Source organism: Pseudomonas sp. SZ57 (assembly GCF_009495975.1).
GTDB classification, from domain to species: domain Bacteria; phylum Pseudomonadota; class Gammaproteobacteria; order Pseudomonadales; family Pseudomonadaceae; genus Aquipseudomonas; species Aquipseudomonas syringae.
The window spans coordinates 32,759-47,541 of record NZ_WIBD01000002.1; the positions used below are offsets into that span (position 1 = coordinate 32,759).

8 protein-coding genes are annotated in these 14,783 nt (G+C 60.3%); 7 read left to right on the plus strand and 1 reads right to left on the minus strand.

Annotated elements, in window-relative coordinates; genetic code table 11:
* Positions 1-139: 139 nt before the first annotated feature.
* The 6 genes from GE543_RS00415 to GE543_RS00440 all read left to right on the plus strand — a co-directional run bounded on the left by GE543_RS00415 (position 140) and on the right by GE543_RS00440 (position 12,254).
* A complete protein-coding gene (locus GE543_RS00415; protein ID WP_153220114.1) occupies positions 140-1,444 on the plus strand; it encodes an MdtA/MuxA family multidrug efflux RND transporter periplasmic adaptor subunit in 1,305 nt (434 codons plus the stop codon).
* Positions 1,441-4,551 carry an MdtB/MuxB family multidrug efflux RND transporter permease subunit gene (locus tag GE543_RS00420; protein WP_153220116.1) on the plus strand — a complete coding sequence of 1,037 codons (3,111 nt, stop codon included), beginning with the start codon at positions 1,441-1,443 and terminating at the stop codon, positions 4,549-4,551. Before GE543_RS00415 ends, GE543_RS00420 begins: the two co-directional genes overlap by 4 nt.
* Positions 4,548-7,655: an efflux RND transporter permease subunit gene (locus GE543_RS00425; protein ID WP_153220118.1), complete on the plus strand. Its 3,108-nt coding sequence runs from the start codon at positions 4,548-4,550 to the stop codon at positions 7,653-7,655. Before GE543_RS00420 ends, GE543_RS00425 begins: the two co-directional genes overlap by 4 nt.
* Entirely contained in the window at positions 7,652-9,115 is a 1,464-nt protein-coding gene (locus tag GE543_RS00430; RefSeq protein WP_153220120.1) for an efflux transporter outer membrane subunit, read from the plus strand. The genes GE543_RS00425 and GE543_RS00430 overlap by 4 nt, the downstream gene beginning before the upstream one ends.
* A 167-nt stretch (positions 9,116-9,282) precedes the next feature.
* A complete protein-coding gene (locus GE543_RS00435; RefSeq protein WP_153220122.1) occupies positions 9,283-11,394 on the plus strand; it encodes a bifunctional diguanylate cyclase/phosphodiesterase in 2,112 nt (703 codons plus the stop codon).
* Positions 11,395-11,507: 113 nt separating this feature from the next.
* Positions 11,508-12,254, plus strand: a complete 747-nt coding sequence (locus GE543_RS00440; protein WP_032698495.1) for an SDR family oxidoreductase — start codon at positions 11,508-11,510, stop codon at positions 12,252-12,254.
* 48 nt (positions 12,255-12,302) lie between these two features.
* Here GE543_RS00440 and GE543_RS00445 read toward each other — a convergent pair whose 3' ends face one another.
* Complete coding sequence (locus tag GE543_RS00445) at positions 12,303-12,461, minus strand: hypothetical protein (RefSeq protein WP_153220124.1); 159 nt, start codon at positions 12,459-12,461, stop codon at positions 12,303-12,305.
* Between the two features lie 294 nt (positions 12,462-12,755).
* Here GE543_RS00445 and GE543_RS00450 point away from each other — a divergent pair, with 294 nt between their 5' ends.
* The gene (locus GE543_RS00450; RefSeq protein ID WP_153220126.1) at positions 12,756-14,774 is read left to right on the plus strand and encodes an alpha-1,4-glucan--maltose-1-phosphate maltosyltransferase; all 2,019 of its coding nucleotides are present in this window, start codon (positions 12,756-12,758) and stop codon (positions 14,772-14,774) included.
* Positions 14,775-14,783: the final 9 nt, after the last annotated feature.

Sequence of the window (14,783 nt, forward strand, 5' to 3'; positions counted from 1 at the left end):
GTCGACGGCCTGAATCCGCTCAGGCCGTTTTTTTGTTTGTGCTTCATACGTTTATCCAAAGTAAGCGCTTGGTAAAGCCGCTTTGCTTGTAACGTAACTGTGCTTATTGTTCAGCCTTCTGAACAAACCCCCACCTGTAATGGTTGATTTATTCATGCAATCGTCTGGCTCCCGTAAATCCCGTCGCTGGTTGATCAGTTTGCTGATCCTGTTGGTCATTGTTGCCTTGTGTTGGTGGTTCTGGCCTGCGTCCACTTCCGGCAAGGGTTCCGAGAGCAACAAGAAGCCCGCCACAAGCGGCATGGCACGGCCCGGCTTCGGCGGATCGGCTGTCGCGGTCCCGGTGCGTGTGGCCCCGGCTACCGAAGGTGATTTTCCGATCTACTACAAAGCGCTTGGCACCGTGACGGCGATGAATACCATCAATGTGCGCAGCCGCGTGGCGGGGGAGCTGGTCAAGATTTACTTCCAGGAAGGGCAGATGGTCAAGGCGGGTGATCTGCTGGCTGAAATCGATCCGCGCAGCTATCAAGTGGCGTTGCAGCAGGCCGAAGGTACGCTGGCCACCAACCAGGCGCTGCTCAAGAACGCTCAGCTCGACGTGCAGCGTTACCGAGGCTTGTTTGCCGAGGACAGCATCGCCAAGCAGACCCTCGACACTGCCGAGTCGCTGGTCAATCAATACAAGGGCACGATCAAGACCAATCAGGCTGCCGTGGCTGACGCAAAACTCAGCCTGGACTTCAGCCGCATCCGTGCCCCGATTGCCGGGCGTGTCGGCCTCAAACAGCTGGACGTGGGCAATCTGGTTGCCGCCAATGACACTACCGCGCTGGTGGTGATCACCCAGACCCAGCCTATTTCCGTGGCGTTCACGCTGCCTGAAAAGGACCTGTCGAAAGTCATTTCCCGCTACCGCACCGGCGACAAGCTACCCGTTGAAGCCTGGGACCGTGGCGATACGAAGATGCAGGCCACCGGCGTACTGGCCAGCCTCGACAACCAGATCGACGTGGCCACCGGCACACTGAAGTTCAAGGCGCGTTTCGATAACAGCGACGAGGTCCTGTTTCCCAATCAGTTCGTCAACGTGCGGCTGCGCGCCGACACGCTGAAAAAAGTAACGCTCGTGCCGACCGCGGCCGTGCAGTTCGGCACCGACGGGACCTTTGTCTATGTGCTGGACGGTGACAAGAAGGTCAAGCTCAAGCTGCTCAAGACCGGCCCGAGCGACGAGACGTCTACGGTGATTACTGAAGGTCTGGCAGCCGGCGAGCGGGTGGTGCTCGAAGGCACCGATCGCCTGCGCGACGGTGCCGAAGTCGAAGTCGTCAACGACAGCAAGGAAGTACCGGCTGGCCCGGCCCAGAAGCTGCAAGGCAAGCCTGACAGCAAGACCGACAAGTCGGCGGCGCTCGGCAAGGTGGAAAAACCAAACGTATGAACATGTCACGCCTGTTCATCCTGCGTCCGGTTGCCACCACACTGAGTATGTTGGCAATCGTCCTGGCGGGCCTGATCGCCTATACCTTGCTACCGGTTTCGGCGTTGCCCCAGGTCGACTATCCGACCATCCGGGTGATGACCCTGTACCCGGGTGCCAGCCCGCAGGTGATGACCAGTTCCGTGACTGCGCCTCTGGAACGTCAATTCGGACAGATGCCCGGCCTGACCCAGATGGCCTCGACCAGTTCTGGCGGTGCGTCGGTCATTACGTTGCGCTTCAGCCTTGAAATCAATATGGATGTCGCCGAGCAGCAGGTGCAGGCGGCGATCAACGCGGCCACCAACCTTCTGCCGACCGATCTGCCGGCGCCTCCGGTCTACAACAAGGTCAACCCGGCCGACACACCGGTTCTGACCCTGGCGATCACCTCGAAAACCATGTTGTTGCCCAAGCTCAATGATCTGGTCGATACGCGCATGGCGCAGAAGATCTCGCAGATCAGCGGCGTGGGCATGGTCAGCATTGCCGGCGGGCAGCGGCAGGCGGTACGGATCAAGGTCAACCCGGAGGCGCTGGCCGCCAACAGCCTCAACCTGTCCGATGTGCGTACCCTGATCAGCGCCTCCAACGTCAACCAGCCGAAGGGCAACTTTGACGGGCCGACCCGGGTGTCGATGCTGGATGCCAACGATCAGCTGAAGTCTCCGGAGGAGTACGCCAACCTGATTCTGGCTTATAAGGATGGCGCACCCTTGCGCCTGAAGGATGTGGCCGAAATCGTCAATGGTGCCGAAAACGAGCGGCTCGCGGCCTGGGCCAATCGCAGCCAGGCGGTGCTGTTGAACATTCAGCGTCAGCCGGGCGCCAACGTCATCGAGGTGGTCGACCGGATCAAGGCGTTGCTGCCGTCGATCACCGAAAACCTTCCGGCCGGCCTCGACGTCGTGGTCCTGACGGACCGCACGCAAACCATCCGCGCGTCGGTGACCGATGTTCAGCACGAATTGCTGATCGCGATCGTCCTGGTGGTGCTGGTCACGTTCCTGTTCCTGCGTCGTTTCAGCGCTACGATCATTCCCTCGATTGCCGTTCCGCTGTCGCTGGTGGGCACTTTCGGCGTGATGTACCTGGCCGGTTTTTCGGTCAACAACCTGACGCTGATGGCCATGACCATTGCGACCGGTTTCGTCGTCGATGACGCCATCGTCATGCTGGAAAACATCTCCCGGCACATCGAAGAGGGCGAGACGCCCTTGCAGGCCGCACTCAAGGGCGCGAAGCAGATCGGTTTCACCCTGATTTCCCTGACCCTGTCACTGATTGCGGTATTGATCCCGCTGTTGTTTATGGCCGACGTGGTAGGGCGGCTGTTCCGCGAGTTCGCGATTACCCTGGCGGTCGCGATATTGATATCGCTGGTGGTCTCGCTGACCCTGACGCCGATGATGTGCGCGCGCTTGCTCAAGCGCGAGCCCAGGGAAGAAGAGCAGAGCCGCTTTTACCGGGCCAGCGGTGCCTGGATCGACTGGCTGATCGACATCTACGCGGGCAGGTTGCGCTGGGTGCTCAAGCATCAGCCCCTGACCCTGCTGGTTGCCCTGGCCACCCTGGCACTGACGGTGCTGCTGTACATCGTCGTACCCAAAGGCTTCTTCCCGGTACAGGACACCGGCGTGATCCAGGGTATTTCGGAAGCGCCACAGTCGGTGTCGTTCGCAGCGATGAGCCAGCGTCAGCAGGCACTTGCCGACATCATTCTCAAGGACCCGGCGGTGGTCAGTCTGTCGTCCTACATTGGTGTCGACGGTGACAACGCCACGCTCAACAGCGGACGTCTGCTGATCAACCTCAAGCCTCACGGAGCGCGCGACCTGACTGCGTCCGAGGTGATCCAGCGCCTGCAGCCCGAGGTCGACAAACTGTCGGATATCCGTCTGTTCATGCAGCCGGTGCAGGACCTGACCATCGAAGACCGGGTCAGTCGCACCCAGTATCAATTCAGCATGTCGTCGCCCGACGCCGAACTGCTGACGCTGTGGAGCGAAAAGCTGGTAGACGCGCTCGGCAAGCGGCCCGAACTGAGGGATGTGGCCAGCGACCTGCAGGACAAAGGTTTGCAGGTGTACCTGAACATCGATCGTGATGCGGCCAGCCGGGTCGGGGTCACCGTTGCGAACATCACCGACGCGCTGTACGACGCATTCGGTCAGCGCCAGATATCTACCATCTATACGCAGGCCAGCCAGTACCGCGTGGTGCTGCAGGCTGCGTCGGGCAGTGAACTCGGCCCGGCGGCGCTCGAGCAGATTCACGTCAAGACCACCGATGGCGCACAGGTGAAGCTATCCAGCCTGGCAAGTGTCGAGCAGCGCCAGGCTCAGTTGGCCATCGCGCACCTTGGGCAGTTCCCGGCGGTGATGATGTCGTTCAACCTGGCGCCCGATATTGCCTTGGGCAAGGCGGTGAAGGTGATCGAGGAGGTCGAGCAGGAGATCGGCATGCCGATTGGCGTGCAGACCCAGTTTCAGGGCGCGGCCGAAGCGTTTCAGGCTTCGTTGTCCAGCACGTTGCTGCTGATTCTGGCGGCGGTGGTCACCATGTACATCGTGCTGGGCGTGCTCTACGAGAGCTACATTCACCCGATCACCATCCTCTCGACCCTGCCGTCGGCAGCAGTGGGGGCCTTGTTGGCTCTGCTGATCAGCGGCAACGATCTGGGGATGATTGCGATCATCGGCATCATTCTGCTGATCGGCATCGTCAAGAAGAACGCGATCATGATGATCGACTTCGCGCTCGACGCGGAGCGCAACCGCGGTGTTGAGCCCGAGCAGGCGATCTACGACGCGGCGCTGTTGCGCTTCCGGCCGATTCTCATGACCACCCTGGCAGCGTTGTTCGGCGCCATCCCGCTGATGCTTGCCAGTGGCTCCGGCGCCGAATTGCGGCAACCACTGGGGCTGGTGATGGTCGGCGGGCTGTTGCTCAGTCAGGTACTGACACTGTTCACCACGCCGGTCATCTACCTGTATTTCGACCGCCTTGGCCGTCGCTGGAGTCGCAAGCCTGCCGAGCCGGACCGGCTGGAACGAGCTGACGCATGAACCTCTCAGCGCCGTTCATCCGCCGCCCCGTTGCGACCGTTCTGCTGAGCCTGGCGATCATGCTGCTCGGCGCGGTGAGCTTTCGCTTGTTGCCAGTGGCACCGTTGCCGAACATGGATTTCCCGGTGATTGTGGTTTCGGCCAGCCTCGCCGGTGCCAGCCCTGAGGTGATGGCGTCCACGGTGGCCACGCCGCTGGAGCGTTCGCTGGGCAGTATTGCCGGTGTCAACACCATGACCAGCAATTCAAGCCAGGGCACCACACGGATCATTCTGCAGTTCGACCTTGATCGCGACATCAACGGCGCTGCCCGGGAAGTGCAGGCGGCCATCAATGCCTCACGCAACCTGCTGCCCAGCGGGATGCGCAGCATGCCGACCTACAAGAAGGTCAACCCGTCGCAGGCGCCGATCATGGTCTTGTCGATGACCTCGACAGTGCTGGAAAAGGGTCAGCTTTACGACCTGGCGTCCACCATCCTGTCGCAGAGCCTGTCCCAGATTTCCGGGGTCGGCGAAGTGCAGATCGGCGGCAGCTCGCTGCCTGCTGTGCGTATCGAACTGGAGCCGCAGATGCTCTCCCAGTACGGTGTATCGCTCGATGACGTGCGTACGGCGATCACCAGCACCAACGTAAGACGGCCGAAGGGCTTTGTGGAGGACGACCAGCATAACTGGCAGGTGCAGGCCAACGACCAGCTGGAAACCGCCGAGGATTATGCGCCGCTGATCATTCGCTACAAGGACGGAGCGACCTTGCGCCTGAAGGACGTGGCGAAAGTCAGCGACGCCGTGGAGGACCGTTACAACAGCGGCTTCTACAACAATGACCGTGCCGTGCTGCTGGTCGTCAACCGCCAGGCGGGGGCCAACATCATTGAAACCGTGGCGCAGATCAAGGCGCAGTTGCCAGCGCTGCGAGCGGTGCTGCCGGCCAGTGTCAGCCTCAATATCGCGATGGATCGCTCGCCGGTTATCAAGGCGACGTTGCACGAAGCCGAAATGACCCTGCTGATTGCCGTCGTGCTGGTGGTGATGGTGGTGTTCCTGTTCCTCGGCAGTTTTCGCGCCTCGCTGATCCCCACCCTGGCGGTTCCGGTATCGCTGGTTGGCACCTTTGCGATCATGCACCTGTTCGGCTTCTCCCTGAACAACCTGTCACTGATGGCGTTGATCCTCGCCACCGGTCTGGTGGTGGACGACGCCATCGTCGTGCTGGAAAACATCTCCCGGCATATTCACAACGGCCTCGACCCCATGAAAGCGGCTTTTCTGGGCGCCAAGGAGGTGGGGTTCACCTTGCTGTCGATGAACGTCTCGCTGGTCGCGGTGTTCATTTCCATCCTGTTCATGGGCGGTCTGGTCGAAAGTCTGTTTCGCGAGTTTTCCATCACCTTGTCGGTGGCGATCATCGTCTCGCTGATCGTGTCCCTGACCCTCACGCCGATGTTGTGCGCGCGCTGGTTGAAGCCGCGCGAAGCCCATGGGGAAAACGCCTTTCAGCGCTGGAGCGAGCGGGTCAACGATCGAATGGTGGCAGGCTACGACCGCTCGCTGGGCTGGGTGATGCGGCATCGACGGCTGACGCTGCTCAGTCTGCTGATCACCGTGGTGGTCAATATCGCGCTGTATGTGGTGGTGCCCAAGACCTTTCTGCCGCAACAGGACACCGGGCAACTGATGGGTTTCGTACGCGGTGACGACGGCCTTTCGTTTTCGGTCATGCAGCCGAAAATGGAGACCTTCCGCCTGTCGATTCTCGCTGACCCCGCGGTGGAAAGCGTTGCCGGTTTTATCGGTGGCAGCGGTGGCACCAATAACGCCTTCATGATCGTGCGCCTCAAGCCGATTTCCGAGCGCAAGCTGTCTGCCGAGAAAGTGGTCGAGCGCCTGCGCAAGAACATGCCGCATGTGCCGGGCGGCAGGCTGTTCCTGGCCCCGGATCAGGACCTGCAACTGGGCGGAGGTCGCGAGCAGACCAGTTCGCAGTATCAATACATCGTGCAGAGCGCTGACCTGGGCAGTCTGCGTCTGTGGTACCCAAAGATCGTCGCAGCGCTCAAGTCGGTACCCGAGCTGACCGCCATCGACGCACGGGAAGGGCGCGGGGCGCAGCAGGTGACCCTGGTGGTCAACCGCGACACGGCCAAGCGGCTGGGTATCGATATGAACATGGTCACGGCAGTGCTCAACAACGCTTACAGCCAGCGCCAGGTATCGACCATCTATGACAGCCTCAACCAGTACAAGGTGGTGATGGAGGTCAATCCAAAATACGCCCAGGACCCGGTGACGCTGGAGCAGGTTCAGGTCATTACCGCAGACGGGCAGCGTGTACCGCTGTCGAGCATCGCCCATTACGAGCGCAGCCTGGCCAACGACCGGGTATCGCATGACGGTCAGTTCGCGGCCGAAAACATTTCCTTCGATCTGGCCGAAGGCGCCAGCCTCGACAAGGCCACTGTGGCGATAGAGCGGGCGATTGCCGCCATCGGTCTGCCGTCCGACATCATTTCCAAGATGGCCGGGACCGCTAACGCCTTCGCTTCCACGCAGAAGAGTCAGCCGTGGATGATCCTCGGTGCGTTGCTGGCGGTGTACCTGGTGCTGGGGATCCTCTATGAAAGTTACATTCATCCGCTGACGATCCTCTCGACGCTTCCGTCCGCAGGGGTTGGCGCATTGCTGACGATCTATGTGCTGGGCAGCGAGTTCAGTCTGATCTCCCTGTTGGGGCTGTTCCTGCTGATTGGCGTGGTCAAGAAAAACGCGATCATGATGATCGACCTGGCCCTGCATCTGGAGCGCGAACAGGGAATGACGCCGCAAGAGTCGATCCGCAGTGCCTGCCTGCAACGTTTGCGGCCCATTCTGATGACCACGATGGCCGCCATCCTGGGCGCCTTGCCGCTGCTGCTGAGCACCGCCGAAGGCGCTGAAATGCGCAAGCCGCTCGGCTTGACCATCATCGGCGGCCTGATCTTCAGCCAGGTCCTGACCCTCTATACCACCCCGGTGGTTTACCTTTATCTCGACCGTCTGCGCCATCGTTACAACAAATGGCGTGGCGTGCGTACCGATGCTGCTCTGGAAACTCCGCTATGACCGAACGCCTGGCATTCACCTCCCGCCCGACAGGGTTGATTCGTCCATTTGCGCTGGGGCTTTGCGTCGTGCTGCTCAGCGCCTGTGCTGTCGGGCCGGATTACCAGAAGCCGTCGATGGCTGCACCCGCGCAGTTCAAGGCTGCGCAGGGCTGGCGTGCGGCCACACCCAGTGACGGGATGGCCAAAGGTGCATGGTGGGAGGTCTACAAGGACCCGCAACTGAACGATCTGGTCGAGCGCCTCAACACCTCCAACCAGACCGTCGCGCAGTACGATGCGCAGTATCGGCAGGCACAAACACTGGTGCGCAGCTCCAGGGCTGCCTTCCTGCCGACCCTCGATCTGACGACTGGCAAAACCCGTTCGGGGCAGGGCACTGGCACCTCGAACACCGGCACCAGTGCCTCCGGGATTCGCAACAGTTACAACGCGCAACTGGGCGTCAGTTGGGAGGCCGACGTCTGGGGCAAGCTGCGTCGCGGGCTGGAAGCCGACACCGCCAATGCGCAGGCGAGTCTTGCCGACCTGGCGGCGATGCGCCTGAGCCTGCAATCGGAGCTGGTGCAGAATTACCTGCAATTGCGCGTGATCGATGAACAGAAACGCCTGCTGGAATCCACGGTGGATGCCTACCAGCGCTCCCTGACCCTGACGCAGAATCAGTACCGCGCCGGTATTTCCGGAAGTGATTCTGTTGCGCAGGCACAGACGCAGTTGAAAAGTACCCAGGCCGACCTGATCGACCTGGCCTGGCAGCGTGCGCAATACGAGAATGCCATCGCCGTACTGATGGGCATGGCGCCGGCAGACTTCAATCTGCCCGCCACCACCTCGATTCCGCAGTTGCCGCAGATCCCGCCAGGCCTGCCTTCGCAGTTGCTTGAACGCCGACCTGACATTGCCGCAGCCGAACGCTCGGTGATGGGTGCCAATGCCAATATCGGCGTGGCCAAGGCCGCTTACTATCCGGACTTCACGCTGAGCATGAGCGGCGGTTACAGCAGCAGTACCTTTGCCAACTGGATCAGCCTGCCCAATCGCTTCTGGTCAGTGGGCCCGCAGCTGGCGCTGACCCTGTTCGACGGCGGCAAGCGCTCCGCCGAGGTGGATCGTACCGAAGCGGTATATGACCAGACTGTCGCCCAGTACCGGCAGACCGTGCTGAACGGTTTTCAGGAGGTCGAGAACTATCTGGTTCAGCTCAAGGTATACGAGCAGGAAGCTGCAGTGCGCCAGGAAGCGCTGGTCTCGGCTCGTGATTCGTTGCGCCTGACCAACAATCAATACAAGGCCGGGTTGATCGGTTACCTGGACGTCGTCAATGTTCAGGCCACCGCATTGAGCAACGAGCGCAGTGTGCTCAGTGTGCTGCAAAGCAGGTTGATTGCCAGCGTTCAACTGATCGCCGCACTGGGCGGAGGCTGGGATGCCGAGACAGGTTTGACGCTCCGGGAATGAGTATTTCGTGTTTAAAACGCAGTTTTCGGTAAACTGTTCGCATTAAACGAAAAAATAATAGCTATTCGCCATCTTTTCGACCAGTTGCCGCGACATTTGGCAGCTAATGCGTACAATCAGCCGCACAAGATCGGCATGGACGCGCTCATTGGTTTCCAGGTGCGTTTATGTTGATTGGCAGCTACATCCCCTCACTCGTCGTCATATCAATCCTCGTCGCTATTCTTGCCGCGTACACGGCCCTCGATCTGGTAGGCCGCATCGTTTCGGCCAGGGGCCGTGCTGTCCACCTATGGACCGCGGGAGGCGCTATCGCAATGGGCGTCGGCACCTGGTCGACGCATTTCATCGGTATGCTGGCGTTCGTATTGCCCATCGACCTGGGCTACGACGTGCCACTGGTGCTGCTGTCGCTGTTGATCGCCATCGGCTTTTCAGGGTTCGCCCTGTGGCTCGCCACCCAGCCACGATTGCCCGCGCTGCAACTGAGCCTGGGTGCGGTGTTGCTGGGGCTCGGCATCAGCGCCATGCACTACACCGGCATGGCGGCAATGCGCATGCAGCCGGGCATTCAATACACGCCGTGGCTGTTCGTGCTTTCTGTGGTCATTGCTATCGCTGCGTCTGCGGCAGCATTGCGCATAGCCTTCCATCTTCGCCAGCAGCGCCCCAGGGTCTACCTGCTACGCGCCTCGGCGGCGCTATTGCTGGGGCTGGCTGTCATCGGCATGCATTACACCGGCATGGCCGCTGCGAATTTTGCCGATGGCAGCTTTTGCGGTGCACTTTCACAGGGGCTGAGCAGTGACGGGCTGGACCGAATCGTGCTGGTCGCCAGCCTGTCGATTCTGGGGATTGCGCTGTTCAGCTGTATTCTCGACTCCCATCTGGAAACACGTACCGCCGTGCTGGCCGACTCCCTGACGCAAGCCAATCTGGAACTGACCCACCTGGCCCTGCATGACAACCTGACCGGTTTGCCAAACCGGGCGTTGTTGACGGAACGCATCGATCGGGCAATGAAGAGGGCCACAGAGACGGGCGGCTGCTTTGCGCTGATGTTCATGGACCTCGATGGCTTCAAGCCGGTCAATGACGCGTTCGGCCACCACACCGGCGACCTGCTGCTACGGCAGGTTGCCTTGCGTCTGCGCAACAGCCTGCACCGGCGCGACACGCTGGCCAGGGTTGGCGGCGATGAGTTCGTCCTGCTGGTGGAGCTTCAAAACCCCGAGGATGCATTGGCCGTTGCCAGACGGCAGGTCAATGAAGTCGGCAACCCGTTTAACATTGGCGAACATCAGTTGCAGATTTCACTGAGCATCGGCATCTGCATGTACCCGGGCAATGGCAGCACCCAGCATGAGCTTCTGATCAATGCCGACGCGGCCATGTACCACACCAAAGCTGCCGGTAAGAATGGCTACAGCTTTTTCGATGCGTCGATGAACAGTAACGCCCGCAATCAACTGCAGATGTCGCAGGATTTGCACAAGGCGATCAAGCACCGGCAGTTCTGTATCTATTACCAACCCAAGTTCGACGCCATGACCGGGCTGCCCGTGGGCGCAGAGGCGTTGTTGCGCTGGAATCATCCGGAACAGGGTGTCCTCGGTCCTGACCTGTTCATTTCCATGGCGGAGAAAACCGGCCTGATCATTCAGATCGGCGAGTGGGTGCTGGATGAAGCCTGTCGGCAAATGCGTGAGTGGTACGCGCAGGGTTACTCGCACTGGCGCATTGCAGTCAACCTGTCAGCCTTGCAGTTCTGTCATTCCGGGCTGGTCACGGCAGTGGCGGACACACTGGCCCGGCATCAGTTGCCGGCCAACTGCCTGACCTTGGAAATCACCGAAACCACTGCCATGCATGATGCGGATGCCAGCCTGGCGGTGTTGAGAAGACTTTCGGAAATGGGCGTGGACCTGTCGATCGATGATTTTGGCACCGGTTACTCCAGCCTGATGTACCTGAAGCGCCTGCCCGCCAATGAAATCAAGATTGATCGGGGCTTCGTCCGCGACCTGGAGCATGACACCGACGACGCCGCCATCGTCTCGGCCATCGTCGCAGTAGGGCAGGCGTTGAATCTGCGAATAGTCGCCGAAGGCGTCGAAACCGCTGTTCAGCAGCGCTTCCTGACTCATTTGGGATGTCACTCGCTGCAAGGCTTCCTGCTGGGTTATCCGTTACCGGCCCAGCAGTTTCTCGAAGAAATCCAGGCAGCCGAGGCGAAAGCTGTGGTGGATGCGTCCGATATCGGGCAAGCCGCTTTCTGAAGCGCGCACATGGCGCTGGACGGTAAAGGCTGTCACGATCCGAACCGGCTGGTTAACCTGTGAGGGTTGGCTGGATCCTGATGTCGGCCTTTGAAAAAAACACGAGACACTCCATGGAAAAAGTCCTCATTATCACCGGTGGTTCGCGTGGGATCGGCGCTGCTACAGCGCGTCTGGCTGCCTCACAGGGTTATCGGATCTGCATCAACTACCTGTCGGATCATGCCGCTGCCGAAAAGACCGCAGGCCAGGTGAGGGCGATGGGCGCCAGGGCGATCACCGTGCAGGCCGACGTCAGCAACGAAGACGAGATCATGCGGCTGTTTGCCAGGGTCGACTCCGAACTCGGTCGTGTCACCCACCTGGTCAATAATGCGGGCACCCTGGCGCAGGCTTCCAGAGTCGAGGATATGTCGGAATTTCGCCTGTTGAAGATGATGATGAACAACGTCGTCGGCCCGATGCTGTGCAGCAAACACGCCTTGTTGCGCATGTTGCCGGCGCACGGGGGGCACGGTGGCAGCATCGTCAACGTATCGTCGCTCGCGGCACGCCTCGGTTCGGCAGGCGAGTACGTTGACTATGCGGCATCGAAAGGTGCGCTGGACACTTTCACCATCGGCCTGTCCAAGGAAGTCGCGGCTGAAAACGTTCGCGTCAACGCGGTACGTCCAGGTTTCATCTTCACCGACTTTCACGCCTTGAGCGGCGATCCGTTTCGCGTCAGCAAGCTTGAGGGGGCATTGCCTATGGGCCGTGGCGGTACCGCGGAGGAAGTGGCCGAAGCCATTCTCTGGTTGCTGTCGGACAATGCGTCTTACGCCACCGGAACGTTCATCGATGTGGCGGGAGGGCGCTGAAGGCGTCCATGGTCTGGCAGACGCCTTCAGATCCCGCTTACTGAGTCGTCACAACGTTACCGGTGGCGCATTGGCGGGCGGGTCGCCGACTGGCGTTTCATTGGGCGGCGGCGTGGATGGCGGCGGGTCCTGTGCGGGCACTGGCTCGGGCACGGCGGGGTCATCGATGTTTGGATCGGGTACTTCTACCGGGTTGGGTAAGGTCATGGTTGCTGCCTCCTTGTAGACCCTGTTTACGACCGCCCGGCGTGGCCGATGATTCAATCGATTTGCTTCCTACCACAGTCGCCCCGTTGATCCGCTCAATGGCTGCTCCATCTCTGCGCACGACCGCCAAACATCCTCAAAACCTTTGAACTTTACCCTCGTTGACCGCTCGGAACCTAGGCAGCGGAAATAGACGAGTCGCCAGCACAGTGCGATCGTACGCTGCCATACCGTCAATTTTTCCATTGCATGGAATGCACAGGAGCGTCCCTGGGGCGTGAGGAGTGATGCTCGATGAATGAACAGCCATACGGTCCGGATTCCCTGGCCACCGATGTCCCGCAAGCAACCCTTCCGCTGTCACTGACCCAGGCGCTGCAATTACCCCGCATCGTGATTGAAGACACGTTGCCGGTAATCGACGGTGGCTTGTTCGCGGCCAAGGCGATCATCGGGCAACCGGTTACCGTGACCAGCAAGGTCTATGCCGATGGGCACGACAAGATGGCGGTCAATATCCGCTGGCGTGCTGCCGATGAAGAGCACTGGCACAGCGCGCCAATGCGCGAGCTTGGAAATGACAGCTGGGTCGGTGAATTCACCCCGACCTCGGTCAGCCGCCATGTGTTTCGCCTCGAAGCCTGGATCGATCAGTTCGGCAGCTATCGTTATGAGCTGGAGAAGAAGTTCGGCGCCGGCGTTCCTGTGGATCTGGAGCTGGAAGAGGGCCGCATTCATCTGGTGCATGCCGCCGAGCGCAGCCAGAACGAGCAGCGCCAGCAAATCGAAGGCCTGCTGGGCCAGCTTGAACAGGGCGATAAAGACGAGAAAGTCGCGCTGCTGTTGCACAGCGAAACCGCCAGCCTGATGAAGCTGGCCGACAATCAGGCGTTCCTTAGCCGCAGCGTCGAGTTCCCGCTGGATGTCGAACGTGAGCTGGCACAGTTTGCCAGTTGGTACGAGCTGTTTCCCCGTTCGATGACCGACGATCCGGCGCGCCACGGTACGTTCAACGATGTGCATTCGCGTCTGCCGACCATTCGCGACATGGGCTTCGATGTGCTGTATTTTCCGCCGATTCATCCTATTGGCCGTGCCCACCGCAAGGGCCCGAACAACTCCCTGACCGCAGGCCCTGATGATCCGGGCAGCCCGTACGCGATCGGCAGCGAGGATGGGGGCCATGAAGCCATTCACCCACAGCTGGGCAGTCGTGAAGATTTCCGTAACCTTGTGAAAGCTGCAGCCGACCATGGTCTGGAAATCGCCCTGGACTTCGCCATCCAGTGTTCCCAGGATCACCCGTGGCTCAAGCAGCATCCGGGCTGGTTCTCGTGGCGTCCGGACGGCACGATCCGTTATGCGGAAAACCCGCCGAAAAAGTATCAGGACATCGTCAACGTCGACTTCTACGCGCCAGACGCCATCCCCGGCCTGTGGACGGAGTTGCGCGACATCGTTCTGGGCTGGGTCAACGAAGGCGTGAAAATCTTCCGCGTCGATAACCCGCACACCAAACCGCTGCCGTTCTGGCAGTGGATGATCGGCGAAGTGCGCAGTCAGCACCCTGAGGTGATGTTCCTGGCCGAAGCCTTTACCAAGCCGGCAATGATGGCACGGCTGGGCAAGGTCGGTTACAGCCAGAGTTACACCTATTTCACCTGGCGCAACACCAAGGCCGAACTCTCCGAGTATTTCACCCAGCTCAATGAAGTCCCTTGGCGTGATTGCTATCGCCCGAATTTCTTCGTCAATACGCCCGATATCAACCCGCGTTTCCTGCATGAGTCCGGTCGCCCCGGGTTTCTGATCCGAGCGGCATTGGCCACAATGGGCTCCGGGCTGTGGGGTATGTATTCGGGGTTCGAGTTGTGCGAAGCGGCGCCGATTCCCGGCAAGGAAGAGTATCTGGACTCGGAGAAGTACGAGGTTCGGGTTCGCGATTACGCGGCACCGGGCAACATCATTGCCGAGATCGCTCAGCTTAACCGCATTCGTCGGCAGAACCCGGCACTGCAAACGCATCTGGGTCTGAAACTGTATAACGCGTGGAATGACAACATTCTGTACTTCGGCAAGCGCTCGGCGGACGGCAGCAACTTCATTCTGGTTGCCGTCAACCTCGACCCGTACAACGCACAGGAAGCGGATTTCGAGTTGCCGTTGTGGGAAATGGGCCTGCCGGATGACGCCGCTACATCGGGTGAAGACCTGATGACCGGTCACCGCTGGACCTGGTACGGCAAGTACCAGCACACGCGTCTCGATCCAGCTCAACCGTTTGGAATCTGGCGTATCCAGGCCGCGCAATAACACTCCCGA